This window comes from Nitrosopumilus cobalaminigenes, from assembly GCF_013407145.1.
GTDB lineage: Archaea > Thermoproteota > Nitrososphaeria > Nitrososphaerales > Nitrosopumilaceae > Nitrosopumilus > Nitrosopumilus cobalaminigenes.
The window spans coordinates 1,328,341-1,352,717 of sequence record NZ_CP026993.1 but is presented as its reverse complement, the minus strand read 5'-3'; the positions used below and the strand labels follow the sequence as shown (position 1 = coordinate 1,352,717).

At 34.4% G+C, this 24,377-nt stretch carries 27 protein-coding genes and 1 tRNA gene; 16 read left to right on the top strand and 12 right to left on the bottom strand.

Annotated elements, in window-relative coordinates; genetic code table 11:
* Nucleotides 1-19 precede the first annotated feature (19 nt).
* From C5F47_RS08365 to C5F47_RS08355, 3 genes are read left to right on the top strand one after another with little or no spacing between them, the layout of a single operon-like run.
* Nucleotides 20-625: a Rieske (2Fe-2S) protein gene (locus tag C5F47_RS08365; protein ID WP_179360616.1), complete on the top strand. Its 606-nt coding sequence runs from the start codon at nt 20-22 to the stop codon at nt 623-625.
* Entirely contained in the window at nt 609-2,186 is a 1,578-nt protein-coding gene (locus C5F47_RS08360; protein WP_179360615.1) for a cytochrome b, read from the top strand. Before C5F47_RS08365 ends, C5F47_RS08360 begins: the two co-directional genes overlap by 17 nt.
* Nucleotides 2,186-2,650: a cupredoxin domain-containing protein gene (locus C5F47_RS08355; protein WP_179360614.1), complete on the top strand. Its 465-nt coding sequence runs from the start codon at nt 2,186-2,188 to the stop codon at nt 2,648-2,650. The genes C5F47_RS08360 and C5F47_RS08355 overlap by 1 nt, the downstream gene beginning before the upstream one ends.
* On the opposite strand, the gene C5F47_RS08350 is transcribed toward C5F47_RS08355, so the two are convergent.
* The 4 genes from C5F47_RS08350 to C5F47_RS08335 form a co-directional block, all read right to left on the bottom strand.
* Nucleotides 2,647-2,997, bottom strand: a complete 351-nt coding sequence (locus C5F47_RS08350) for a hypothetical protein (RefSeq protein WP_179360613.1) — start codon at nt 2,995-2,997, stop codon at nt 2,647-2,649. The two genes, C5F47_RS08355 and C5F47_RS08350, sit on opposite strands and share 4 nt — an antisense overlap.
* Before the next feature lie 39 nt (nt 2,998-3,036).
* Nucleotides 3,037-3,111: transfer RNA gene (locus tag C5F47_RS08345), tRNA-Arg, on the bottom strand.
* A 33-nt stretch (nt 3,112-3,144) separates the two neighbouring features.
* The gene (locus tag C5F47_RS08340) at nt 3,145-3,987 is read right to left on the bottom strand and encodes a DNA-3-methyladenine glycosylase 2 (RefSeq protein ID WP_179360612.1); all 843 of its coding nucleotides are present in this window, start codon (nt 3,985-3,987) and stop codon (nt 3,145-3,147) included.
* A gap of 1 nt (nt 3,988) precedes the next feature.
* Nucleotides 3,989-5,254: an MBL fold metallo-hydrolase gene (locus C5F47_RS08335; protein WP_179360611.1), complete on the bottom strand. Its 1,266-nt coding sequence runs from the start codon at nt 5,252-5,254 to the stop codon at nt 3,989-3,991.
* A gap of 113 nt (nt 5,255-5,367) precedes the next feature.
* On the opposite strand from C5F47_RS08335, the gene C5F47_RS08330 reads away from it, so the two are divergent.
* Both C5F47_RS08330 and C5F47_RS08325 read left to right on the top strand, forming a co-directional pair.
* Nucleotides 5,368-5,580 carry a hypothetical protein gene (locus C5F47_RS08330; RefSeq protein WP_179360610.1) on the top strand — a complete coding sequence of 71 codons (213 nt, stop codon included), beginning with the start codon at nt 5,368-5,370 and terminating at the stop codon, nt 5,578-5,580.
* A gap of 141 nt (nt 5,581-5,721) precedes the next feature.
* Nucleotides 5,722-6,024: an ATP-binding protein gene (locus C5F47_RS08325; RefSeq protein WP_007403030.1), complete on the top strand. Its 303-nt coding sequence runs from the start codon at nt 5,722-5,724 to the stop codon at nt 6,022-6,024.
* A 38-nt stretch (nt 6,025-6,062) separates the two neighbouring features.
* Here C5F47_RS08325 and tgtA read toward each other — a convergent pair whose 3' ends face one another.
* Together tgtA and C5F47_RS08315 are read right to left on the bottom strand one after the other, a co-directional pair.
* A complete protein-coding gene (gene tgtA / locus C5F47_RS08320) occupies nt 6,063-7,574 on the bottom strand; it encodes a tRNA guanosine(15) transglycosylase TgtA (RefSeq protein WP_179360609.1) in 1,512 nt (503 codons plus the stop codon).
* Nucleotides 7,575-7,605: 31 nt separating this feature from the next.
* A complete protein-coding gene (locus C5F47_RS08315; protein WP_179360608.1) occupies nt 7,606-8,154 on the bottom strand; it encodes an adenylate kinase family protein in 549 nt (182 codons plus the stop codon).
* Nucleotides 8,155-8,226: 72 nt separating this feature from the next.
* Between C5F47_RS08315 and C5F47_RS08310 the strand changes: the two genes are divergently transcribed.
* Nucleotides 8,227-9,414, top strand: a complete 1,188-nt coding sequence (locus tag C5F47_RS08310) for a redox-regulated ATPase YchF (RefSeq protein WP_179360607.1) — start codon at nt 8,227-8,229, stop codon at nt 9,412-9,414.
* A gap of 1 nt (nt 9,415) precedes the next feature.
* Nucleotides 9,416-10,399, top strand: a complete 984-nt coding sequence (gene kae1 / locus C5F47_RS08305; protein WP_179361831.1) for a KEOPS complex N(6)-L-threonylcarbamoyladenine synthase Kae1 — start codon at nt 9,416-9,418, stop codon at nt 10,397-10,399.
* On the opposite strand, the gene C5F47_RS08300 is transcribed toward kae1, so the two are convergent.
* Nucleotides 10,393-10,719 carry a hypothetical protein gene (locus C5F47_RS08300; RefSeq protein ID WP_179360606.1) on the bottom strand — a complete coding sequence of 109 codons (327 nt, stop codon included), beginning with the start codon at nt 10,717-10,719 and terminating at the stop codon, nt 10,393-10,395. The two genes, kae1 and C5F47_RS08300, sit on opposite strands and share 7 nt — an antisense overlap.
* Nucleotides 10,720-10,756: 37 nt before the next feature.
* On the opposite strand from C5F47_RS08300, the gene C5F47_RS08295 reads away from it, so the two are divergent.
* On the top strand, nt 10,757-11,377 hold the full coding sequence (locus tag C5F47_RS08295; RefSeq protein ID WP_179360605.1) for a KEOPS complex kinase/ATPase Bud32: 621 nt from the start codon (nt 10,757-10,759) through the stop codon (nt 11,375-11,377).
* Entirely contained in the window at nt 11,361-11,909 is a 549-nt protein-coding gene (rdgB, locus tag C5F47_RS08290) for an RdgB/HAM1 family non-canonical purine NTP pyrophosphatase (protein WP_179360604.1), read from the top strand. The genes C5F47_RS08295 and rdgB overlap by 17 nt, the downstream gene beginning before the upstream one ends.
* Here the strand turns inward: rdgB and twy1 are convergent.
* Entirely contained in the window at nt 11,887-12,915 is a 1,029-nt protein-coding gene (twy1, locus tag C5F47_RS08285; protein ID WP_179360603.1) for a 4-demethylwyosine synthase TYW1, read from the bottom strand. The two genes, rdgB and twy1, sit on opposite strands and share 23 nt — an antisense overlap.
* Before the next feature lie 195 nt (nt 12,916-13,110).
* On the opposite strand from twy1, the gene C5F47_RS08280 reads away from it, so the two are divergent.
* The 5 genes from C5F47_RS08280 to C5F47_RS08260 all read left to right on the top strand — a co-directional run bounded on the left by C5F47_RS08280 (nt 13,111) and on the right by C5F47_RS08260 (nt 21,324).
* Nucleotides 13,111-15,489, top strand: a complete 2,379-nt coding sequence (locus tag C5F47_RS08280) for a thrombospondin type 3 repeat-containing protein (protein WP_179361830.1) — start codon at nt 13,111-13,113, stop codon at nt 15,487-15,489.
* 12 nt (nt 15,490-15,501) lie between these two features.
* Nucleotides 15,502-17,670 (top strand): thrombospondin type 3 repeat-containing protein, encoded by a 2,169-nt coding sequence (locus tag C5F47_RS08275; RefSeq protein ID WP_179360602.1) that lies wholly within the window; start codon nt 15,502-15,504, stop codon nt 17,668-17,670.
* Between the two features lie 84 nt (nt 17,671-17,754).
* Entirely contained in the window at nt 17,755-19,926 is a 2,172-nt protein-coding gene (locus C5F47_RS08270) for a thrombospondin type 3 repeat-containing protein (protein WP_179360601.1), read from the top strand.
* A gap of 55 nt (nt 19,927-19,981) precedes the next feature.
* Nucleotides 19,982-20,944 (top strand): tRNA dihydrouridine synthase DusB, encoded by a 963-nt coding sequence (dusB, locus tag C5F47_RS08265; protein ID WP_179360600.1) that lies wholly within the window; start codon nt 19,982-19,984, stop codon nt 20,942-20,944.
* A 140-nt stretch (nt 20,945-21,084) separates the two neighbouring features.
* The gene (locus C5F47_RS08260; RefSeq protein ID WP_012215907.1) at nt 21,085-21,324 is read left to right on the top strand and encodes an Lrp/AsnC family transcriptional regulator; all 240 of its coding nucleotides are present in this window, start codon (nt 21,085-21,087) and stop codon (nt 21,322-21,324) included.
* 159 nt (nt 21,325-21,483) lie between these two features.
* Here the strand turns inward: C5F47_RS08260 and C5F47_RS08255 are convergent, their stop codons facing one another.
* On the bottom strand, nt 21,484-21,825 hold the full coding sequence (locus tag C5F47_RS08255; RefSeq protein WP_179360599.1) for a P-II family nitrogen regulator: 342 nt from the start codon (nt 21,823-21,825) through the stop codon (nt 21,484-21,486).
* 128 nt (nt 21,826-21,953) lie between these two features.
* Between C5F47_RS08255 and C5F47_RS08250 the strand changes: the two genes are divergently transcribed.
* Both C5F47_RS08250 and C5F47_RS08245 read left to right on the top strand, forming a co-directional pair.
* A complete protein-coding gene (locus C5F47_RS08250; protein ID WP_179360598.1) occupies nt 21,954-22,130 on the top strand; it encodes a hypothetical protein in 177 nt (58 codons plus the stop codon).
* Between the two features lie 46 nt (nt 22,131-22,176).
* Complete coding sequence (locus C5F47_RS08245) at nt 22,177-22,872, top strand: hypothetical protein (RefSeq protein WP_179360597.1); 696 nt, start codon at nt 22,177-22,179, stop codon at nt 22,870-22,872.
* Between the two features lies 1 nt (nt 22,873).
* Here C5F47_RS08245 and C5F47_RS08240 read toward each other — a convergent pair whose 3' ends face one another.
* The 3 genes from C5F47_RS08240 to C5F47_RS08230 are packed head-to-tail and all read right to left on the bottom strand — an operon-like array spanning nt 22,874 to nt 24,326.
* Nucleotides 22,874-23,467: a hypothetical protein gene (locus C5F47_RS08240; RefSeq protein WP_425489564.1), complete on the bottom strand. Its 594-nt coding sequence runs from the start codon at nt 23,465-23,467 to the stop codon at nt 22,874-22,876.
* A gap of 53 nt (nt 23,468-23,520) precedes the next feature.
* Nucleotides 23,521-23,742 (bottom strand): hypothetical protein, encoded by a 222-nt coding sequence (locus C5F47_RS08235; RefSeq protein ID WP_179360596.1) that lies wholly within the window; start codon nt 23,740-23,742, stop codon nt 23,521-23,523.
* Between the two features lie 20 nt (nt 23,743-23,762).
* Nucleotides 23,763-24,326 carry a TATA-box-binding protein gene (locus C5F47_RS08230; protein WP_014965831.1) on the bottom strand — a complete coding sequence of 188 codons (564 nt, stop codon included), beginning with the start codon at nt 24,324-24,326 and terminating at the stop codon, nt 23,763-23,765.
* Between the last annotated feature and the right edge of the window lie 51 nt (nt 24,327-24,377).

Here is a 24,377-nt window from a genome sequence, read left to right as displayed (position 1 = left end):
TGGCGAGTACGAAAGCTGAATGTCAGAACTGGGGACAAAAAAGTCTGGCGGATTATCCCGAAGAGACTTTCTAAAATTGATGGGTGCGGCAGGCACAGGATTGGCTTTTGCGCCTTTTGTTCCATTTGGTAATTTCATGCCAAACCCTAATCAGGCATCCCTTGAAAGAGTTCCAGTAATTTTACCTGATGGCACTCAAGCAAATATCAATACTTACCCAATTAATCACGCTGAAGTAATTACATATCCGGCAACTGGTGATGCAGCACTTGATGCAGAAGCATTTCGTAAGTGGCAATTCATTAGACTTCCTGAAGAACTAGGTGGAGGAAAAAATGATGTTTCTTCGTTACGAGCTTTTAGTATGATTTGTTTACATCTTTGGTGTCTTTGGAAATATTGGCCTGATGATGGAAGAAAAAGAGGTGAATGTCCATGTCATGGTAGTATGTATGACCCGCTAACTGGAACTGCATTTGTTGGTCCAGCATCAGTTCAAGCTGCACCATCAAACACATTGCCTAAATTAACTTTAGATATTGATTCAGATGGTCTTGTATTCATCATGCCACCAAAGTTTAACGCAAATGATAATGGAGTAATTGGATATGGCCGTTTCGCTTGAAAGAAGAACTGGGGTTGTAGCATTCCTTTATTGGCTCTGGGATGGAGTAGACAGAACTATCTTTACTGCAATTAAATTTTCATTCCCTGCAAGATTTGTAAGTCCATTTGGATTCTTGGGAATGCTCACATTCATTGTATTCATAATTCTTGGAGTTTCAGGAGCATTGTTGATGTTTTACTATCAACCAATTTTGGATAGAGCTTGGGACAGTGTTCAATTCATTAATGATGAAGTCCCATTTGGTTTTCATATTAGAAATATTCACTATCATGGCTCAAATGCTATGGTTCTTTTAGCTGTACTTCACATGTATTATCAGTATTTTAGTGGAAGATACAAAATTAGGAATGAAGTTTTGTGGATGACTGGTGTCATTCTTGGTACTGTTACAATTCTTGAAGCATTTACAGGATATGATGTTATATTTAGTGAACGAGCGGAACTTGCAATTAGTATTGCAGCGTCGTTAACCACATCAATTCCAGTTGTCGGACCAACAATTCGTGATGCGGCGCTGGGTAGTGGGTTCTCCGACTTTGTATTAAGATTCTATGCACAACATGTGTTCTTGCTACCTATTGTAATGCTAGGATTAATGGCCGTGCATTTCCCAAGATTCTTGGTATTTGATGTACCAATGGTAATGGCAATTGGTGGTGCTATTTTGATCACTGGTGGTGTCTTCCCAATTGATATGGGATTCAAGTTTGAACCCACAGTACCGCCTGGTGTCACTGTCCCTGAATGGTATCTTACAGGAATCTATGCATTCATGAGGACACAATATGACAAATTTGTAACTGGGTTGCTGTGGCCGTTATTATTCATTATATCATTCGTGTTAATCCCATTCATCGACAGATACAAGAAATTCTCATGGAGGGATAGACCAATAATCACTGCATTTGGTATTACCAGTCTTGCCCAAATTATGGTTACAACATACTGGGGATTCTATATCTCACCTGATATCTCACTTCCATTAGTAGAACGTCTGGTAATTGATCCAATATTCTTCTATGGTGTGATGATATTGCTAGTTCCATTAGGATTTGGATTTACTTACATGATGATTAAGCTAGCAAATGAAGCAGAAAGAAAATCAAAACTTGCTAAAAGTAATGGTCCACAAAAGGTAGCTACCATTAATCTATCTGAAAAATGGATTAATTGGTTACTGGTTGCACTATTAGCATTCCAAGTATTCTTGAATATTGCAGCATACAATGCAGCATTGATTGGAATGAAGAATATCTCTCTATTCTTTATTGGAATCATTTTGTTAGTATTTGCAGCATTCTTCCATGTGTATAGATATGCAATGAGTCAGCAAAAGAATGCCCCTCCACCAGCACCTATGCCTGTAGTTGAAGAAAAACCAATGCTTGCAGAATCTGAAGAATCAGTAGAACAAAGTAAACTTCCTGAAGGTGAAGGAACTTCTAATAGTAAACCTGAAACAAAAGAATTAGCACCTGAAGTACCTACACCAAAAACTCAGGCTGATTTAGGAGTTGGAGCTGATACAAATCCTGATGTTAATGGAGTGAAAAAATAATGAGTTCACCTACATCAAGTCATGCATATGGTATAGGATTGATTGCACTAATTGTTGGAATGAGTGCAGTTACCGTCTTTTACACTTCATTTTATCTTCCTGAATCTATGGCAAAACCATCTGTAGCTGATCATATTTTGCATCCTGAAGAAGAATTTTTTGAAATAAAAATTGTTCCAGGTGCTGTAATTGAGGGCAATGAGAATTATGTTCCAAATGATCCAACAGTACTATTGACATTTACAAATAATGTAAGGTGGGTAAATGATGATGATACTGCTCATACTGTAACTCCTGATCATCGTCATGCAGATGGTTATTCAGGCGACTTTGGTTCTACTGGAGTCTTAAAACCTGGAGATACATACGAGTTTTTGTTTACTGAACCCCAAGAAGTACACTATCACTGTCAACCACATCCATGGATGACTGGCTCTATTTCAGTGGAAAAGAGTAGATTCTAGATAGAATACTTTGCAAAAATTATCTGACTTTCAATTTCTTTGTGCTGTTCAATAATTGAAACTCTAAATTTTACTTCATGATCTTGATTTGGTACAAAATCAATCAATGCTGTAAATTCTGCTTTATGTTCAGGCATTACATCTTTGTTGATAAATAATCTTGAAACATTCTGAGAGATTTTCTTATCGTTATATGATTTGTAAATGATGTGTTCATTTGAATCCAAAATTTGTGTGTTTATCACAACCCCATCATATCTTCCTGGATATGATACTGATATTGTTCCTTTAATTTCTGAATTTGGATGGATGTCTGTTGAATTTAATTTGAATTCTAAATCTTTCATAAATAATTACTCTTAACTCTGAATAATAATTTTGTTAAGCGGGCCCAAAGGGCTTCGATCCCTTGACCATCGGATTAGAAGTCCGGCACTCTATCCATGCTGAGCTATGGGCCCAAAAACCTAGCAATTAATTACCATTTTAAGGGTTTACAGCCACTTTTTTTGGTAATTTTCTCTTTCCATCTTAAAGAGAAATTGTTGTGAATATCCTGCATAAGGACCAAAATGTTTCACAATTTTTTCATGAAGAATTTCATATTGTTTTTCTGTGATTGTTTTTGTTTCAAGTTGAAATTGTTTAGAATAATATTTTTCTAATATTCTAATCATCCATCTATCTAAAGGAAAAGCATCTAGTTTGTTTAATGAAAATAACAAAACACAATCAGCTACTTTGTTTCCTACGCCAGGAATTTGACATATCTTTTCTTTTGCTTCTTGATAACTATCTTTTTGTAAAGTTTCAAAATCAATTTTTTTATACAATACTATCTTTGCTGCTTCTTTAATGAATTTGGCACGATATCCAACACCACAACTTTTGATTTCATCTATTGATGCTTTTGCAAGTTTAGATGGTTTGGGAAATAAAAAAAACTCTTGGTTATCAAATTTTACTCTTTTTCCAAATTTTCTTGAAATATTTTCTAAACTACTTTTAATTTTTTGAATGTTAGAATTTGATGATACAATAAATGAAATTAAACACTGAAAAGGATCTTGTTCTAATATTCTTAACCCTAGATATTGTTTCACTGCATCTTTTGTAATGGCATCTTTTGAAATTGATTTAATTATTTCTTCAATATTATCTCTTTTTCGAAAAAAATCTGTTTTAATATTTTGATAAGATTTGATCGTTCCAGAATCAGTTATTTTTAAAATATCTTGACCATTGACCCCGTACCAATATTTGCCATTTTTTCTCCAAAGAAATACTTGACCACTGTTAATTGAATTATCTACGTTTATGATGCGATTCTTTTGCATCTTAGATGGTTATTTCATCATTTACTGCAGGTGAAAATGTCTCTAAACCAAATTGTTCATGAATTTCTTTGGCAAACATCTCGCATGATTCAGCATCACCATGAACAGTACACACCTTTGGATTTCCTTTAATTTGTTTAATCATATCAAACAATTCTTTTCTATCTGCGTGTCCAGAAAACTGGAATTGTTTTACTTCTGCTTGTACCTTTAGATCTTTTCCTCTAGTTGACACCATTCCTGTATCAAGTAATTTTTTACCTGGTGTCCCTTCCCCTTGATACGATACTAGGGCAATTCCATTTTTACTATCAAAAGATAATTGTTGTAAATAATAGACTGCATTACCTCCAACTAACATTCCTGCTGGAGATATTACAACACAAGGTTCACCCATTGCTCGTTTTCTTTCAGAATGTTCTCTTACTGCAGTTGCACTTTTGATTGCTTCAGAGAATACTTTAGGATCTCTTAGATATTCTGGATGCTTAAACATTATTTCATTTACTTTGAGCGCCATACCATCCATGATGATTTTATGTTTGAAATTTGCACTTCTTAAGATACAAGCAATCTCTTGAGAACGTTCAACTGAAAATGAAGGAATAAATAATATCCCTTTTCTATCCATTACCTCATTTGCAAATTCAATTAATTCTGTTTCTGATTCTATTCTTGGTTTTTGCTCTGTCTTTGCATATGTACTCTCGGTAATTAACAAATCAATTTCTCCAATGTCTAAATCCATTTCTCTAAGCATTCGAGAGCCATTTGTTTTGATGTCTCCTGTGTAGAAAAGACGTTTTTTCTCTGATTCTACTAATACAGTACTTCCACCAATCACATGTCCTGATTCTCTGAATTCGAAAGTTGCATTTCCTTTGGTTACTTTTTGTTTAAATCCGATTTCTTTAGCATTTTTCATCATATTATTCAATTCAGGCAGATCAAATGGATGTGCATTTTTTTCAATTTTTAACATATCATTAATCAGTAATTTTGAAAGGTCAAATGTTGGAGGGGTGGCATATACGTCAGTATTCCCACTTACAAAAAGGGATGGAACATTTCCAGAATGATCTAAATGTGCATGTGTAATGATGATTGCATCCAAATCTTTTGGTTTTACATGAAGTGGATATTGAGGAGGAGAACCCCTACGCCCAAACATTACGCCATAATCTAACAGTAATTTTGTTCCATTACAATCCACTAAAAATCCCGATCTGCCTACTTCGTTTGCAGCACCTAAAACTTTAACATTCAAGAATTAAAATGAATTCTAATCTACCTTAATACCTTCTTAGAGGCGATCCGATCATTATGCCTGTCATGGAATCTACAAAAGCTTTAATTAGTGTAAGCTAAGATCCGATCCTCATGGGACGAACCTATGATGAGTGGATAGCTCAACAAGATCAAGCTGTCGTAGCAAAAACTCGTGCAGGCGATGAAGGAAATAAAGTACTTCTAAACCAAATTAACTGGATCTGGGTTAACAATCTGATGAATCAAAAAGCAGACCTTAATCCATCTTCAGCAGAACTACTTGACTGGGTAACTTCTGGTCAAATAGACGCAATGAGAAAATAAACGTGCACATCACGTTATCTTTTTGTTTTTTAAATTTCTTAATCTAGATTCTGCGCATATTTTTTGAATCGATCTTTTTCATAACAGGGTTATGAATTTCAATCATGGTTTAAATAGTCACCAACCAATCTTAATTTTGTAATGCCAATAGCAATACTTCCAGACATTGATGAACAAAGATGTATCGGATGTGCACTATGTGTAGAAATCTGTACAACTCTTGGTCCTGATGTCCTTAGGGTAAAACCTGTTGAAGGCTGGAAGAGAGGTAAAGCATTTGTTTTCTACCCAGAAAGATGTATTTCTGATGGTGCATGCATCGGTGTATGCCCAACAAAATCAATCTTTTGGATGAGACCAATGAATTACACTGCTGGACAACCAGTACCTCTTCACAAAAACGGTATCTTCATCAAAGGTTGGGCAGAAGACGCCGCTCTATAAGCAGCATCTTTTAGCACATTCTTTTTTCTTATTTTTAATTACGCAAAAGATTTTTTCTTGATCTCTTTTGGTAAAGTCTTTACAAAATACTTCAGAAATTCATTTTCCTTATCGTAATGTATCTCTGAGAATTTATTATTTGAAAAGAATTCATTCCATGTTTTTTCAAATGTAGGAAATACTTTTGGTTCAAAATCTAATCTTGATGTTTCATGATGGGCTGCAGGAAAAACATCTGAAATCTCTATTGGAATTAATCCTAAAATTGGATTGTATTGACAAATTTGAAATGATTCAAAATCTTTGAGTTTCTTTTTCAATCCAGTGTATTGACGAGAAAGATATCCTGGTTTTGTACTGGATTCTTTAGTTATGATTAATTTCTTTTTCTTTGATTTGAATTTTCTAACAATCTTATGGAAAGATTGAACTTCTGGTCTATATTGATCCTCTTCACTAAATAAGAAAATAGCTTTTTCTTTGAATTTAGGGGTACTCAAACCAAGGAATTCATAATTTTCAGTCATTACCTCAATCATCTCAAATAGTTTTGGATGGGCCCTTGCTTTTTTAATTACGTATTCCCATAATCTCCCTTCATGAATTGCTTGTTTTACTTTATCAACTTCAAGCTTTATTGCATACAAATTATGAATTGCCAATTCATTGATTTTTTTGGTAGCCTCCAATTCACGAAATTCATCAGGGGTGTATTTTGAACATATTTCACAATTACAAGGAAATACGGAAATGTCTGATAAATATCGTGTGCCATCATCTGTGATGTATCTCAATTGTTTAGCATAGAGCATGTAAGATGCTGAATCAAAAGTATCACATCCCAAAGCTATTGCAAATGGAATGGTGAGAGGATGTCCTGCACCAAATAGATGTAATGGGATTGAATGTGGCATCTGTTTTTTTGCAGCTACAATCATCTGTGCTAATAATCTATACTCGTAGGATTCCATAAATTCCACAGGACTTCCTAATGCAAGCATTTGAAATCCCATATTGACTAAACTTTTCGTAGATTTTCCAACAAGCTCAAAATGTTCCCCTCCTTGAATTGGACCTATCCAAATTTGACCATTGTCTGCACTATCATCTAGAGTTTGTTTACAAACATTCAGAGTATGTTTAACATATTCTTCTGCTTTTTTAATTGGCATTCCATACCCTGTTGGTTTATCAAGTGGAATTGCAAAATCAGTCAAGATACCTTTTTCAAAATTTGCCATATCTGGTGGCAACACGTCAACATCACCGTATTCAAGAACTTGATATCCTCCAGAATCTGTCATAATACCTCCATCAAAATTAATTATTTTATGAATTCCTTTTTCAACTGCTTCTTCACCGTAATTATTTCTAGTAATGTATGCGTTAGTAATAACTAAATCAAAACCAATTTCTCTAATTTTTTTAGATGGTATAGTTTGTTTCACAGGATGAATCACTGGAACATATGCTGGAGTTTCAATTTTACCATGATTTGTGTAGAGTGTGCCTATTCTTCCTGCTAAATCGGTTTTGGATATTTCAAACAAGTAATTAATCAAATTCAAAGGCGTTATTTAATCAATCAACAAAAAATTTTCCCAAATCATTATTTTTTCGTACTAATTCTAACCAATCAACTTCCTCATTTCCATTATTCTTTGTAATTACCTCCATTACATTTTCTACTACTTTTGAAATTGTTTTCTCTGTGACATTAATTTGAAATACTTTTTCTTGAAATTTACTAATTGCGTCATGTGCGATAATTCCTAAAATTTCACTTCCCGTATTTTCCTTGATTTTCTGATCAGAATATTCTCTAGTGCTGTAAACTTGAATTAACTCGTAAGGACTTCGTCTTAACACAATCATCGTTTTCACTTGATTCTTTTTTAAAACATATGGTGCCAAATGTCCTACAATCACATTTTTTTCAGAAATTTTTTGATCTAGGATTTTTTCAAGTTCTTCAATATCTACGTCATTTGTCTCTCTATTTTTTTCAAATAATCCTGACTCTTTTGCAATTGAATTGATGTCTAACAAATCTAATTTCAATCTCTTGACAATTTCATCTGTAATGGTATGTTTTCCTACTCCTGGATTTCCTGTAATTACAATTGACATGACCTAAAATCATAATCCATAGATTAAACGATTTCTGCAATACTAATAAGTAGAATTGGATTTTTCAAATTATTGCAAATTGGTTTACTAGGCAAAGCAAATGTTGGAAAATCTACATTTTTCTCAGCTGCAACTGAAACCCCTGTAGCTTCAGGAAATTTCCCATTTACTACGATTGAACCAAACATTGGAGTTGCATATGTGAAAGCAGATTGTGCTTGCAAACATTTTGAAATTAAACATGATAATGATTTATGTGTCAATGGTACTAGATTCATTCCAGTTAAACTCATTGATGTCGCAGGATTAGTTCCTGGTGCACATGAAGGTAAGGGATTAGGAAATCAATTCCTTGATGATGCAAGACAGGCTGAAGTTTTAATTCATGTTGTTGATATTGCTGGAACTACAGACATTCAAGGACAACCTGTACCAGTTGGAACTCACGATCCATTAGAAGATGTCGCATTTGTTCAAGATGAATTCGATCAATGGTTTGCAGATATTTTGAAAAGAGAATGGGATAAAATAACTCGTGAAATAGATCAAAAGAGAGCAAAACTTACTGATGGTATTGCAAAAAGATTTTCTGGATTAGGAATTAAAGATTTTCAAGTTCAAGAAATTCTCCAAAAGTTAGGATTTATGGCTAAAAATCCTAAAGAATGGAATGATGATGATATTGAAACTTTTGTTAAAGAATTAAGAAAAAATACAAAACCTATGATAATTGCAGCAAACAAAGCTGATCTTTGTCAAGATCTTGATATTATCAAAAAAATATCAGATAATGTTATACCATGTAGTGCAGAAACTGAATTACTTTTACGTAAAGCATCAAAAGCTGGCATTGTAAACTATTCTTCTGGTGATGAAGGATTTTCAATTGTTGAAGGAAAAGAGATTCCTCCACCCCAACAAAAAGCTCTTGATTTAGTAACATCAGTTTTTTCAAAAATCCCCTCCACAGGAATTCAAAAAATTTTAAACACTGCAGTGTTTGATTCACTAAATTTCATTGTAGTATATCCTGTAGAAGACGAGACAAAGCTAACAAACAAAGATGGTGTTATTTTACCTGATACAAAATTAATTCCACAAGACTCTACTGCAAAAGATTTGGCAAGTTTAATCCATGCTGATATTGCAAAAGGCTTCTTACATGCAATTGATTGCAAAACAAAACAAAGAATTAGTGGTGATCAAAAACTAAAAAATGGCGATGTTATCAAAATCGTTTCTACTCTAAGTCGTGGCTAATATGTTGGGTCTTGGAATTGAAAGCACAGCTCACACGTTTTCATGTGCAATAATTGAAAAAAATGGGAAAAAAGGAAAGATATTATCTGATGTTAGGAAAATTTACCGACCTGAAGAAGGGGAAGGAATTCATCCTCGTGAAGCATCTCGCCATCATATTGAAAACAGTTCACTAGTTCTATCTGATTGTCTGAAAGAAGCAAATGCTTCAATCAAGGATTTGGATATCATATCATATGCAGCTGGTCCTGGTTTGGGTCCATGTTTACGGGTTGGAGCTGTGGTTGCAAGATCTCTGTCATCATTTTACAAAATTCCTATTTATCCTGTAAATCACGCAATTGGACATATTGAATTAGGAAAATTACTTACAGGTGCAACAAATCCCTTAGTACTTTTAGTCTCTGGAGGACATACAATGCTTTTGGCATTTCTAAATAAGCAATGGAGAGTATTTGGTGAAACATTAGATATTACACTGGGTCAATTACTTGATCAATTTGGACGATCAATTGGATATGCCTCTCCATGTGGAAAAAATATTGAAGAGTTGGCAAATTCTTCTACAAATTATGTAACTTTACCTTATTCTGTCAAGGGAAATGATGTATCTTTTTCTGGATTATTGTCAGCAACAAAATCTGTAGCAATGAAAAGTAAAGAAGATGCATGTTACTCTCTTCAAGAAACTGCTTTTGCAATGATTAGTGAAGCCGTAGAACGTGCTTTGTCATTTACTAGAAAAAAAGAATTAATGATTGTTGGAGGCGTTGCAGCTAACAAACGATTGTCTGAAATGCTTAAAGATGTATGTAAAAGACATGGTTGCAAATTTTTTGTAGTCCCATTAAAATATGCTGGAGACTGTGGTAGTCAAATATGCTGGACTGGTCTATTAGAATCTCAAATTAAACAGGGTGTTTCATTAAAAGATACATTTGTAACACAATCTTGGAGATTAGATTCTGTTAAAGTAGATTACTGATTTTTGTTTTCACTAATTGTTTGATCAATTATTTTGACCCAGCTTTTTGTATTGAAAACACCAAACTTGAAAGTTTGTTCTCCTTCCTCTGTTTTTGCTGTAAAACACACTTTTTTCATTAACAATCCTTCTTTCCATGTTTTTGTTATCTTGTCTAATGAAATATCTAGTACAGTATCTCCAAAACGTTTGGAGAAATCCATAATTCTTGCATTTGTTTTATCAAATGCTAATCTCTTATTTGTTAATGTTAAAATTCCTGCTCCTAATTTATCCTCACTACAATCTTCTTGTTTGATTCTTTTCTCTCCCTCGTCCATGATTAATTTTTATTGAATTCTTCTGGATATAATGTTAATGAAATTAGTCAAAAAAGGTGCTGAAGCAGATCTATATCAAACAAATTGGCAAAATTCAAAGGCAATATTGAAAATCAGAAAAGCCAAAAAATATAGAAATCCTTTACTAGATTCCAAAATTCGTAAACAGAGAACAATTAAAGAATCTCAAATGTTATCTCTTGTAAAGTCGTATGGCATCAATGCGCCTCTTGTTTACTTTGTGAATTTAGAAAATACTTCTATTACAATGCAAGAAATTCCTGGAACTCCTATACATGATTTATCTGAATCAAAAATCATCAAACTATCAAAAGATATTGGAAAATTAGTAGGCACATTACACAAGAATGGAGTTATGCATGGTGATTTAACAACTTCAAACTTTATTTTGTTTCAAAACAGAGTTTATGTAATTGATTTTGGTTTATCTCAAATTTCAATAAAACCCGAAGATCATGCTGTTGATTTAAGATTGATAAAAGAGATTCTCAACAGTGCACATGCAAAAATCATGGTTTCTTCTTGGAAAAATTTCCTTAATGGTTACCAATCCATCGTTGGAAGTGCCTATTATGCCAAAATTACTAAACTAGTTTCAGATATAGAGAGTCGTGGTAGATATGCACAAGTCGTTTGATCTATTTTTTGTTTCATCTAATAATCACAAATATCAGGAAGCGAAAAAAATTTTAGATTCTTTTGGAATAAATCTTGGTTTTTTAAAATCTGATTTAGAAGAAATTCAATCAAATTCACTTCATGACATAGCAATAGTAAAAGCAAGAGATGCTTTTTCTAAATTCAAAAAACCTATCATAATTGAAGATGATGGTTTATTCGTTGATTCTCTAGATGGTTTTCCAGGTCCATATTCATCCTATGTTTTCAAAACAATAGGTAACAAAGGAATTATTAATTTAATAAAAAATAATCGAAAGGCGAAATTTCTTTCAATCGTTACTTATTGTGACAAAACACTTTTGGAATCTTTTGATGGGAAACAAAATGGTACTATATCTAAAACCCAAAGAGGAAAAGGTTGGGGATATGATCCTATTTTTATTCCAAATAATTTTAAGAAAACTTTTGCTGAACTGAATAATAAAAATGAATTATCTCATAGATACAAAGCACTAAAAAAATTTTCTAAATGGTATTTGAATAAGTAGGAATGTAACGATCAATAAACCGTTCATTATTTTGTAATATTGAAATTCTTGATACAATACTTTCATCCATCATAGAAAATATTTTACTCTGCTTTGCAATTTCTTCACTAAATTTTTTCACTTCTTCCATTTCTAGCATATTTTCGTGCTCTAGTCTATTAGTTGAACGTCCAATGTGCATATATGATTTAATTTCAATAAAATGTGGACTTGCTTTTCTGAACATTTCTGCAAATAATGGGATTGATTCTTTTTGATCATTATAATCTCTAATCAAAGTAATTCTCAATACAGTTCTTGTATCCAAATCCTTTAACATGTCAAGTGTTCTATTCCATCTTTCCCATGAGTCGTCATATTTTGGCTTGTTTATTCTCATAAATGATTCATAGTCTGCAGCATTTGTTGAAAGATACAATTGTGTTGGTAATGCATCTTCATCTTGTAACTTTTGAATCATATCTGGTTCTTGTCCATTTGTAACAAGAAAAACTGATTTTGTTGCTTCAAGTGAATTAAGATATTTAATCAATTCTGGAAGTTTTGGATACATTGTTGGTTCACCTGAAAGTGAAATTGCATAATGTGCAGGCAATAGTGATTCATCTAATCTTTGTTTATCATTTCTTGAATCTCCATAAAATCCATTGATCAATTTTTTTCTTTCACCCATTAGCTTTGTTAGAATTTGTTTTGGTTCTGCAACTTGTTCTGGTTCCATTTTCATTGAATCATAAAATTCCATAGGTCTCCAACAATACACACATCTATTTTCACAATACATTCCAGCCGGAGAAAACTCCATGCATCTGTGAGTTGAAATTCCATAAAACTTGTGTTTGTAGCAACTGCCTTCATGCTTGAATGATTTTTTTGTCCAATGACAAAGTCCCACTGTTGAGTGATCAGCTATGCCATACTTTGCTTTTTTTAATTGTGCAGAAATTACTGGTTTGATCTGTAGTAGTTGCTCTTCTTCTTCGACAGTTTCCCCTGAACAACTCATGAGTTCAGATCGTGTTCTGGTTTACTTAAATTGATCGAGATTTTTGTCCAACATGGAATCTTTACCCAAAACTATTCGAATTTTTAGTCGATTTCAGAGTGAGGTTTAATAACTGGATCCTCGACGTATTTTTAGGCTTTGAAAAAAATACACTCTTTAGCATTTCTGTTCTTACTTGTAGCCACATTAACTAGTATGCCTATTAACCCAATTTATGCCGCTGATGACTTAGACAAAGACGGTGTTGATGATTCTATGGATGCATGTCCTAATTTACAAGAAGATTATGAGGGAACAGTAGATGGTTGCCCATCAAATTTTGTCCCTTGGTATGATGAAGATTATGATGGTATAGAAGATCATATTGATCAATGTCCAAATCTTAAAGAACATTACAATAAATTCCAAGATGAAGACGGTTGTCCAGATACTCTACCTGGAGCTGGAGCCGGCGGCGCACCTGACTCCGATGGTGATGGGTTCATTGATTTAGTTGACTTGTGTCCTAATCAACCAGAAACTTTCAATGGTGTACTCGATAGAGACGGTTGTCCAGATTCTTATGGCGCTGGTGATAGAGATAGAGATGGAGTTCCAGATTTTGCTGATGAATGTCCATTAAGTGCTGAAACTTACAATAGATTCCAAGATGAAGACGGTTGTCCAGATGCAATTAACACTTCTAGTTTTGTAGATACTGATAATGATGGAATTCCAGATAAAATTGATTTGTGTATTAATGAACCAGAAGTGTATAATGGTTATAGAGACACTGATGGTTGTCCCGATGTTGCATTAGATACTTCATTTAATGATAAAGATGGTGATGGCATAGCTGATCAATTTGATATATGTCCTAATGATCCTGAAACATTTAATCGATTTGCAGATTATGATGGTTGTCCAGATGCATCTCCATCTTTTGATGGTACACTAAATGATGCTGATGGTGATAGAATAATGGATGCTAATGATGCTTGTCCATTAGATCCAGAAAGATACAATGGTTTCCAAGATGACGATGGTTGTCCAGATATTCCACCATATTCTAGTGATGTTGATTCTGATCTAGATGGAATTCCAAATAGTATTGATCAATGTCCTGAAGTAAAAGAAACTTACAATAGATTCCAAGACTTGGATGGTTGTCCTGACTTTGTAGGTTCTGATAAAGGAGTTCCTGATACTGACGGTGATGGAATTAATGATTTTGCTGATTTGTGTCCTAATCAACCAGAAACTTTCAATGGTGTATTTGATAGAGACGGTTGTCCAGATTCTTATGGCGCTGGTGATAGAGATAGAGATGGAGTTCCAGATAATTTGGATCAATGTCCTACAGCTAAAGAAACTTACAATGGAATTAATGACTTTGATGGTTGTCCTGATAGTGTATCTGGAGTAATTGGACAAGATTATGATGGTGATGGAATTTCTGATTTAAATGATAAATGCCCTCTTGCTGCTGAAACTGTAAATGGTTATCTTGATCACGACGGTTGTCCTGATGTTTCTGTTTTAGATTCAGATGGTGATGGGATTAGAGACTCATTAGATCAATGCCCAGATGCTTCTGAAACATGGAATCGTTATCTTGATCACGACGGTTGTCCTGATAGTCCAACTGGGGCTGATTCTGACTTTGATGGTATATTAGATTCAGTTGATCAATGTCCTCTTGATAGGGAAAGATACAATGGCTTCCAAGATGACGATGGTTGTCCTGATTATCCTGACTTTATTACCAAATTGGATACTGATTTTGATGGAATAATTGATGAAAATGATCAATGTCCACTTGTTCCTGAAACTTATAATAAATTCCAAGACTTGGACGGTTGCCCTGATAATGTAGCAGACAACAAGGGTACTCCAGATTCAGATGGTGATGGAATCAATGATTACGATGATCATTGTCCAAATCAACCAGAAACTTTCAATGGTATACTAGATAGAGATGGTTGTCCTGATGAGTATATCTTAAAGAATGATAGAGATATGGATGGAATTCCAGATGGAATCGATGCATGTCCAACTGCTAAAGAAACTTACAATAAATTCCAAGATGACGACGGTTGCCCTGATTCAGTATCAAAATCATTTGTAATTGATTCTGATAATGATGGCATAAACGATGTTTATGATGATTGCCCTCTAGTTGCTGAAAATTATAATGGTTTCCAAGATGACGACGGTTGCCCTGATACTGATAATACACAACCAGATTCAGATGGTGATGGCGTACCTGATGTAATGGATATGTGTCCAAATCAAAATGAAGTTTGGAATAAGTATGTAGATTATGACGGTTGCCCTGACATATTGCCAACTGGAAATGTTAGAGTTGACACTGATGGGGATGGCATATATGATGATGTAGATGCATGTGGTACCTCAAAAGAAACTTACAATAAATACCAAGACCATGACGGTTGTCCAGATATTGCACCAGAACAATCACGTTACAAACATGATGCTGATTTGGATGGAATAATAAATGAAAATGACATGTGTCCTCTAGAACCTGAGGATTATGACAATGACCGAGATACTGATGGATGTCCTGACCCTTAGGAGTATCTAAGAATGAAAAAACAATATCTTTTAGGATTTTTACTTTTACTTACATCCACAATTGGCATGATGCCAGGCAATGTCTTTGCAGCTGAGTCTATTGATTCTGACGGTGATGGTGTTCCAAACAGTCTAGATCAATGTCCTCATCTTTTAGAAGATTATGACCCACAATATGGTAACAATATTGATGGTTGTCCGGCAGATTTTGTTCCATGGTACGATGCTGATTATGATGGAATTCAAGACCATGTTGATAATTGTCCTACTGTGAAAGAAACTTACAACAAATTCCAAGACGATGACGGTTGTCCAGATTTATCACCTAATGCTCCAAAAGGTATTGCTGACACTGACGGTGATGGCTATCCTGATTTTATGGATTCTTGTCCAAACCAACCAGAAACTTTCAATGGCATTGATGACAAAGATGGTTGCCCTGATGATACAATGACTTCAAAGGATTCTGACAGAGATGGTATTTCTGATACTTTAGATGCATGTCCGCTAGAGCCTGAAACTTACAACAAATATCTTGACAGTGACGGTTGTCCAGACTCAACTGACTCTGTAAACCCACAATACACCTTCCCAGACACTGACGGTGATGGCATTGAAGATAGATGGGATTCATGTATTGATGAGCCAGAAAATTATAATGATTATTTAGACCATGACGGTTGTCCAGACATTCCTGGTGTTACCTCTTTGGAGGCTCCTGATGCTGATTACGATGGTATCCCAGATGATGTAGATGAATGTCCGCTAGATCGTGAAAATTACAACAAATTCCAAGACACAGACGGTTGTCCAGATGTTTTACAGTTAATGATTACTGGTGATGCTGATGGTGATGGTATTGCAGATCATAATGATTCTTGTCCTTTTAGTCCTGAAACTTACAACAAATTCCAAGACACAGACGGCTGCCCAGATTATGTTGCTGACAACAAATTTGCATTTGATACTGACGGTGATGGAATAATTGATAATTTAGATTTATGTCCAAACCAACCTGAAACATTTAACGGATTCCAAGATGGTGACGGCTGTCCAGATAAAAGTTTAATGTCTGATATAGACAGAGATGGTATTTCTGATACTCTAGATGCATGTCCACTAGAACCTGAAACTTACAATAAATTCCAAGACACAGACGGTTGTCCAGATAATGTTATGTCAATTGATTCTATGTATACATTCCCAGACACTGACGGTGATGGCATTGAAGATAGATGGGATTCATGTATTGATGAGCCAGAAAATTATAATGATTATTTAGACCATGACGGTTGTCCAGACATTCCTGGTACAACAGCTGGTGATATGTTGGATGCTGATTATGATGGTATTGCAGATCATTTAGATCAATGCCCAACTTTAGCTGAAAGATATAACAAATTCCAAGATGAAGACGGCTGTCCAGATAGTGTTGATTATAATGCAGTAGTTGACACTGATGGTGATGGAATTTATGATGATTTAGATTTATGTCCGTTAGCAAAAGAAACTTACAACAAATTCCAAGACCATGACGGTTGTCCGGATTACATAGCAGACAATAGACTTACTTCTGACACTGACGGTGATGGAATTCCAGATATTGTAGATTTATGTCCAAATCAACCTGAAACATTTAACGGATTCCAAGACGCAGACGGTTGTCCAGATAAACAATCTTCAAAAATTGACACTGACGGTGATGGAATTCCAGATATTGTAGATGCATGTCCGCTAGAGCCTGAAACTTACAACAAATATCTTGACAGTGACGGTTGTCCAGACTCAACTGACTCTGTAAACCCACAATACACCTTCCCAGATACTGACGGTGATGGTATTCAAGATAGATGGGATTCATGTATTGATGAGCCAGAAAATTATAATGATTATTTAGACCATGACGGTTGTCCAGACATTCCTGGTGCTGAATCAACTACTCCACAATATGCTGATTCTGATCGTGACGGATATCCTGACATACTTGATTCATGTCCAACTAGTCCTGAAACTTGGAACAAATATCTTGACAGTGATGGTTGTCCAGATACTGCTCCAGAACAACAAAGATTTGTCCATGATGATGATCTAGACGGTATCATTAATGATGAAGATCTATGTCCGTTTGACCCTGAGGATTATGATGGTGACAGAGATTTAGACGGCTGCCCAGATAACTAACTCCGTTTCCTTGATTTCTAACTTTTGAAGAACTCTTACAACGTGAGACTTAATAAATACTTGATAATAGCGGAGTCATAGAGCATGAAAAAACAATATCTTTTAGGATTTTTACTTTTACTTACATCCACAATTGGCATGATGCCAGGTAATGTTTTTGCAGCTGAAGATATTGATTCTGACGGTGACGGTGTTCCAAATGCTCTTGATTTTTGTCCTCATCTTTTAGAAGATTATGACCCACAATATGGTAACAATATTGATGGTTGTCCGGCAGACTTTGTTCCATGGTATGATGCTGATTATGATGGAATTCAAGATCATCTTGATAATTGTCCCACTGTGAAAGAAACTTACAACAAATTCCAAGATGATGACGGTTGTCCAGATTTATCACCTAATACTCCAAAAGGTATTATTGACACTGACGGTGATGGCTATCCTGATTTTATGGATTTGTGTCCTAGTCGAGCTGAAACTTTCAATGGTATTGACGACAAAGATGGTTGCCCAGATGATGCTTTTACTTTAAGAGATTCTGACCGAGATGGTATTTCTGATGCTTTAGATGCATGTCCACTAGAGCCTGAAACTTACAACAAATTCCAAGACGCAGACGGTTGTCCAGATAATGTTGATTCAATTGATTCCCAATATTCTTTCCCAGATATTGACGGTGATGGAATAGATGATAGATGGGATCAATGTATTAATGAACCAGAAAATTATAATGGTTACCTTGATTGGGACGGCTGTATAGATGTTCTTGGCAATGCTTCTAATGGATTAATTGATTCAGATTATGATAGTATTCTTGACTCTGTTGATGCATGTCCTTTAGAACGTGAAAATTTTAACAAATTCCAAGACCATGACGGTTGTCCAGATGAAATCGAACTTGCTATAACTGGTGACACTGACGGTGATGGAATATTAAATCAATTTGATGCTTGTCCTTATTCCAAAGAGACTTACAACAAATATCTTGACAGTGACGGCTGTCCAGATTTAATTCCAGATAACAAACTTACATCAGACAATGATGGTGATGGAATAGTTGATAATCTAGATCATTGTCCAAACCAACCTGAAACATTTAATGGATTCTTAGATACTGATGGTTGTCCAGATAGCTTTGATTCTAAATTAGATTCAGATATGGATGGAATTCTAAATGTTAACGATGCATGTCCAAATGAACCAGAAACATACAACTTTTTCAAAGATGGTGACGGCTGTCCAGATGCTACTGGCTCTATTGTGTCATCTTACATTTTTCCAGATAAAGATGGAGATGGAATAGATGATAGATGGGATGCATGTATTGATGAGCCAGAAAATTATAATAATTTCTTAGACACAGATGGCTGTCCAGATATTGAAGGATTTTCAAAATCTGCTTTATCTGATATTGATTATGATTATATTCCAGATATACTTGATGCATGTCCAACATTAGCTGAAAAATATAACGGATTCCAAGATGAAGATGGTTGCCCTGATACTATAGCCTATGACTCGTTTGGCGATTCTGATTTTGATGGTATTACTGATAATGTAGATCAGTGTCCTAATGCTAGAGAAACTTACAATAGGTATCAAGACACTGACGGCTGTCCAGATAATTTGGCAGATAACAAAGGCACTCCAGATACTGATGGCGATGGAATTCCAGATAATTTAGATTCCTGCCCTGGTCAACCTGAAACATTTAACGGCTTCCAAGATAAAGACGGATGTCCTGACAAATTTGTATTTACTCTAGATTCTGATCTAGATGGAATTGTTGATGTTTCTGATGCATGTCCATTAGACCCTGAAACTTATAATTTCTATCAGGATGAAGACGGATGTCCTGATTCTACTGGTTCTGTTATACCATCCCATAGTTTTGCTGACACTGACGGTGATGGAATAGATGATAGAAAAGATGCATGTATTGATGAACAAGAAAACTTTAATGGATATCTTGATTGGGACGGTTGTCCTGATGTACTAGCCGCAGAATCTACTACTCCAACAAGAATTGATTCTGACGGTGATGGTTACTATGATTCAATTGATTCATGTCCAACTAATCCAGAAACCTGGAATAAATACAATGATCATGACGGCTGCCCAGATACTGCTCCAGAACAACAAAGATTTGTCCATGATGATGATCTAGATGATATCATAAATGATGAAGATTTGTGTCCTCTTGACCCTGAGGATTATGATGGTGACAGAGATGAAGACGGCTGTCCAGATAACTAATACAATTTTTCCATATTTTTGAATGATAAATATATTCAATTTGTAAAGTTCCACCATGCTTCCAAAATTTTCTAGTCAAGCATTTTTGGCCCCTATGGCCGGAGTAAGTGATCCTGCACTTCGATTACAATGTAAGAAAATGGGTGCTGGATTAGTAGTAACTGAATTTACAAACATTCACAGTATCATTGCTAAAGAAAATCAACTTAGAGAAAAAATGAAAACTATTCAAGAATTTATTGAATATTCTGATGAAGAACGTCCATTATCGATTCAATTGTTCGGTTCTGAACTTCATGCTTTAGAAAAAGCAGCCAAGATTGTAGAACCTTATTTTGATATAATTGATTACAATATGGGCTGTCCTGCACCTCACATAACTTCACAAATGGCAGGAGGTGCACTATTACAAGAAGTTAATCTGACTCAACAAATTTTTAGCACTCTTGTCAATGCAGTAAAAAAACCTGTAACTCTAAAAATTCGTTCAGGAGTTACTGATGCAAGCAAATTCCTTTTTCGAGATATTGCAGAAGTTGCTGAAGATGAAGGAATTCAAATGATTACATTGCACCCAAGAACCGTTAGCCAGGGTTATTCTGGAAAAGCTGATTGGGAATTAATCAAAGAACTCAAAGAAATTTCTAGCCTTCCAATTGTTGGAAATGGTGATATCACTACACCTGAAGAAGCTAAAACCATGATTGATAGAACAAATTGTGATTATGTAATGATTGGTAGGGGTGCAATGGGAAATCCATTTCTATTTGAACAAATTAATGATTATTTGAAGACCAATTCTTACAAGGAATATTCATTCAAAGATAGACTAAATTCTTTTTTTGATTATTTGCATCTCACAAATAAATACCAAATAAAATTTGCCAATATCAAAGGTCAAGCTATGCGATTCACTAAAGGAATGAATGGCGGTTCTAAACTACGTTCAAAAATCACTTTTACAAAAGATATTGAGGAATTAGAAAAAATTATGCATGATGCTTATAACTCTCCTTAGAAGTTTTTTAAAAAATTTAAAATTACTTTACATTTGTTTATGATGCTGACCAATTTTATAATGAATTTTTAAGTAAATCGGACTATTCTTATATATTTCAAGAGAGCATTTTAAGTATGAAAATAGGAGTTGAATCATAATTGGCAACGGCTTATGTTCTCATAAACTGTGAGCTTGGTTCTGAAGAAGCAGTAATCTCAGAACTAAAATCAATTGAAGGTGTTGTTGAAGTACATGGTACCTTTGGTGCATATGACATTTTGGCCAAAGTAGAATCAAGTCAAGTAGAAGCCCTACGAGAAACTATTACTTGGAAGATAAGAAAAATTCCAAAAATTAGATCAACACTAACCTTAATGGGAATTGAAGGTCAACAATAATCTTCAAAATCCTTTGCTTTTATACTCAAATTGTAATACTACACCATCCCTTCAAAAAACATGTCCCCCAAAGGGATAACACCCCTGAGAGGAGGTTGTCACCCTCTCAGCAGTTTAATTTTCAATAATTAATGATATAGATTTGATAAAAGAAAATGATTAGAGGGCTTCAGAACCACTCTTTTTAGATGCTATATTCAAGACGGTATCCACATTGGATACGATAATAATTCCATCTCCGCCTTTTCCTGTAAAAGCTGCATCAGCAATAGCTGAGGAAATTTTTTCTACGTCTGAGTCATCTACAATTGTACTAACAGTTGCAACTTCATTGTATTCTGCAGTAATAGTACCAGTTCCTCTACCAGATCTCATTTCTTGTCTAGCTCCAGAACCCCTACCTTTTCCTTCCAGAATAGTGAATCCACCTACAATTTCGCTGATTGCTTCAGTGACTGCACCAATTTTAGTTGCCTGAACCGTTGCCTCAATTCGTTTCATTTGCATTCATTTTTTCGTATTATTTAAAAAAGATCATATGTTTTTATTCAAATTTTATGATACAATGGCCTCTAATTGGTTATGTCATAATCCTCTGGCCTTTTTAGTACCAAAAAATAAAATAAAATATGAAAAGTGATGAAAAAAGATCTCATAGACTAAACTATCTTTTGAAATGTTATCTGACAAATCCAAGAGAAAATGATCTATATCAAAGAGCAAAACAAATGGGTGTTACTGATTCAACTGCCAAGGATTACATTCGAACCGTCATTATCCAAGCCCAAAAAATCTATTCAAAATAGCTTTCTGACATATATTCATAAATAATCAATTTGAGAGAAAAAACACATGACTAATCCATTACTGGATGATGTAAAGGCTCTTTTGGATAAGGATTTTGGAGACGATCGAATACTAAAACAAATCTGTAGAGCTTGTGAACGTAATGAAGTCATTAGCAATTATGAGCGAAACTATGTGAGAAAATTAGCTGAAAAGCATTTGGGTAAAAAACCTGAATTTACTCCAACTCCTGCTGAAGAAAAACCAGTAATTCCAGATGTTGTAATTCCTGAAACTCAATCTGTACAACAAACTCAATCTTTCCAAACTTCTGTACCAGAAATATCATACTCTAAATCAAAAAATAAAAAAATTATGATGGGTCTTGGGGGTTTAGCTTTGATAATAATCGTTGTAGCTGCAGTATCCTTTAGTGACATTACAATCGGTACTCCAAAAATTGATTCACCGATAGACACAACTCCAGTTTCGTTATCTATTGAAACTGATTTAACATCATATGCCAACAAGGATCTAATATCAATAAGTGGTGTATCTGAAACATCTGGAACTGTAAACCTTTCAATTGAAAATCAAAACAATGAATTAGTTTGGGCAGAACAAATATCGTTGAAAAGTGATGGTAGATTTTCAACCTTGGCTATTGCGGGTGGTGTCGGATGGGAAAAATCTGGAACATATACCATTATAGTTGATAATGGAAAAGAAACAAAATCTGATACTTTTTCATTTACTGCATAGTTTATTCAAACTCTTTCCAGTGAGAATCAACCAAATCTCGTAATCTTTCTACGCTAATTTCATCCATATATTCACGGTAAACAATGAATTTGTTTTGTTTACCTGTATCATCACCATAAATGTCCGTAGTATTCTTGGGAATTGCATCTGCTTTCCATTGATTCATTTCAAAAATCCATATTGTTGAATCAGGATTGGAAAAATCAATATCATCACATCCTACAACATAAAGATAGCATTTTGTAGCTAGATTCAGTTTTTCGTGTAATTTTTCATATGCTATCATTTGACCCTTTGCGATGTTGATTTTATCATTATGAAATCCTTTGAATTCTAATATGATGAAACTTCCTTTATGTTCAATTAACCAATCAATATCTGTGCCTCCAGAGGCCATCATTCCGTGCACAATTAGGTCTCCTAGAACTTCTCTTCCACGTGTAAATTCTGATTCATCAAAAATCTGATATTTTGCCTTTGCACTTTTACGAGTAATTTGTTTTGAGATTTGTTCAGTTTGAACCTGATTATCTTTCTCATACAGTGTATCGATTAAATCACTTGTTTCATTAGGCAATATTTTTTTAACTTCCATCAGAATGATAAGAGAGTTTGTAAAACTTTGTAAAGTTTTATGATTTTTCTAGTCTATCTACAAAAAAATTCATTTCCTGTACCCTTGTACAGTACAAAATACTCATCTGGGTTTTTTCTATCTTTTTTTGCATTCAAAGCATCTTGATACATTTTAAAATGCTCAATTAAGTACAATTGATTACCTGGCTCTGCAAAATAATCTATCCCAATCAAATCAAATCCTTTTTCAGGAGTTAATTTGATCTTTTCATCTTCAAAAATATCTTTAGTCAATTTTTAAAATAACATATAATTTATTGGTCATAAATCATTAGAGTTTTTTCTTCTAATAATGCATGTAAGTTATGAACAGAGCGGTAAACATCTGATTCTTTTTTAGCTCCAGTACATACTAATTTCCCAGATGCAAACAACAAGATAACTGTTTTAGGATCTAACATTCTATGAATGAGTCCTGGAAACTGTTCTGGCTCATACATACTTCTTGGTAACGTTCTTGCAGCTTTTTCCAAATGGATTTTGCCACCTAGGTTAATTGCTGCAACAATGTTTTGAACTGTAATTACAGCATCTTTTTTAATTTTTATTTTGCCTTTTCTTAATTTTTGGACAACTGTATTGACTGCCTTTATTGCCATCTCTTCGGATTTAGCTCCAGTACATACCATCTTACCTGTTCTGAAAATTAATGTTGCAGTTCTTGGATTTGTTAATCTGAATACTAATCCTGGAAATTGTTCTGGATGATATTCAGTATCTGGAAATTTTTCTGTAATTTCAATTAGATCAATTTTTTGATCAACTGATGCTGATGCTACAACATTTTCAACACTAACAATTGGTTTTGTTTGAGGCATAACGTGGGACTTTATATATGCCCTTTATATATACTAGTCCGATTTTGTTTC

What these genes read in the sequence shown, in the direction of transcription:
- C5F47_RS08255 (WP_179360599.1), bottom strand. Translation starts at nt 21,825, where the DNA reads ATGAAACGAATTGAGGCAACGGTTCAGGCAACTAAAATTGGTGCAGTC.
- C5F47_RS08340 (WP_179360612.1), bottom strand. Translation starts at nt 3,987, where the DNA reads ATGCAAAAGAATCGCATCATAAACGTAGATAATTCAATTAACAGTGGT.
- C5F47_RS08365 (WP_179360616.1), top strand. Translation starts at nt 20, where the DNA reads ATGTCAGAACTGGGGACAAAAAAGTCTGGCGGATTATCCCGAAGAGAC.
- twy1 (WP_179360603.1), bottom strand. Translation starts at nt 12,915, where the DNA reads ATGAGTTGTTCAGGGGAAACTGTCGAAGAAGAAGAGCAACTACTACAG.
- C5F47_RS08270 (WP_179360601.1), top strand. Translation starts at nt 17,755, where the DNA reads ATGAAAAAACAATATCTTTTAGGATTTTTACTTTTACTTACATCCACA.
- C5F47_RS08245 (WP_179360597.1), top strand. Translation starts at nt 22,177, where the DNA reads ATGACTAATCCATTACTGGATGATGTAAAGGCTCTTTTGGATAAGGAT.
- C5F47_RS08280 (WP_179361830.1), top strand. Translation starts at nt 13,111, where the DNA reads ATGCCTATTAACCCAATTTATGCCGCTGATGACTTAGACAAAGACGGT.
- rdgB (WP_179360604.1), top strand. Translation starts at nt 11,361, where the DNA reads ATGCACAAGTCGTTTGATCTATTTTTTGTTTCATCTAATAATCACAAA.
- C5F47_RS08360 (WP_179360615.1), top strand. Translation starts at nt 609, where the DNA reads ATGGCCGTTTCGCTTGAAAGAAGAACTGGGGTTGTAGCATTCCTTTAT.
- C5F47_RS08240 (WP_425489564.1), bottom strand. Translation starts at nt 23,467, where the DNA reads ATGGAAGTTAAAAAAATATTGCCTAATGAAACAAGTGATTTAATCGAT.
- C5F47_RS08300 (WP_179360606.1), bottom strand. Translation starts at nt 10,719, where the DNA reads ATGGACGAGGGAGAGAAAAGAATCAAACAAGAAGATTGTAGTGAGGAT.
- C5F47_RS08295 (WP_179360605.1), top strand. Translation starts at nt 10,757, where the DNA reads ATGAAATTAGTCAAAAAAGGTGCTGAAGCAGATCTATATCAAACAAAT.
- C5F47_RS08325 (WP_007403030.1), top strand. Translation starts at nt 5,722, where the DNA reads ATGCCAATAGCAATACTTCCAGACATTGATGAACAAAGATGTATCGGA.
- C5F47_RS08230 (WP_014965831.1), bottom strand. Translation starts at nt 24,326, where the DNA reads ATGCCTCAAACAAAACCAATTGTTAGTGTTGAAAATGTTGTAGCATCA.
- C5F47_RS08350 (WP_179360613.1), bottom strand. Translation starts at nt 2,997, where the DNA reads ATGAAAGATTTAGAATTCAAATTAAATTCAACAGACATCCATCCAAAT.
- C5F47_RS08315 (WP_179360608.1), bottom strand. Translation starts at nt 8,154, where the DNA reads ATGTCAATTGTAATTACAGGAAATCCAGGAGTAGGAAAACATACCATT.
- C5F47_RS08330 (WP_179360610.1), top strand. Translation starts at nt 5,368, where the DNA reads ATGGGACGAACCTATGATGAGTGGATAGCTCAACAAGATCAAGCTGTC.
- C5F47_RS08275 (WP_179360602.1), top strand. Translation starts at nt 15,502, where the DNA reads ATGAAAAAACAATATCTTTTAGGATTTTTACTTTTACTTACATCCACA.
- C5F47_RS08355 (WP_179360614.1), top strand. Translation starts at nt 2,186, where the DNA reads ATGAGTTCACCTACATCAAGTCATGCATATGGTATAGGATTGATTGCA.
- kae1 (WP_179361831.1), top strand. Translation starts at nt 9,416, where the DNA reads ATGTTGGGTCTTGGAATTGAAAGCACAGCTCACACGTTTTCATGTGCA.
- dusB (WP_179360600.1), top strand. Translation starts at nt 19,982, where the DNA reads ATGCTTCCAAAATTTTCTAGTCAAGCATTTTTGGCCCCTATGGCCGGA.
- C5F47_RS08250 (WP_179360598.1), top strand. Translation starts at nt 21,954, where the DNA reads ATGAAAAGTGATGAAAAAAGATCTCATAGACTAAACTATCTTTTGAAA.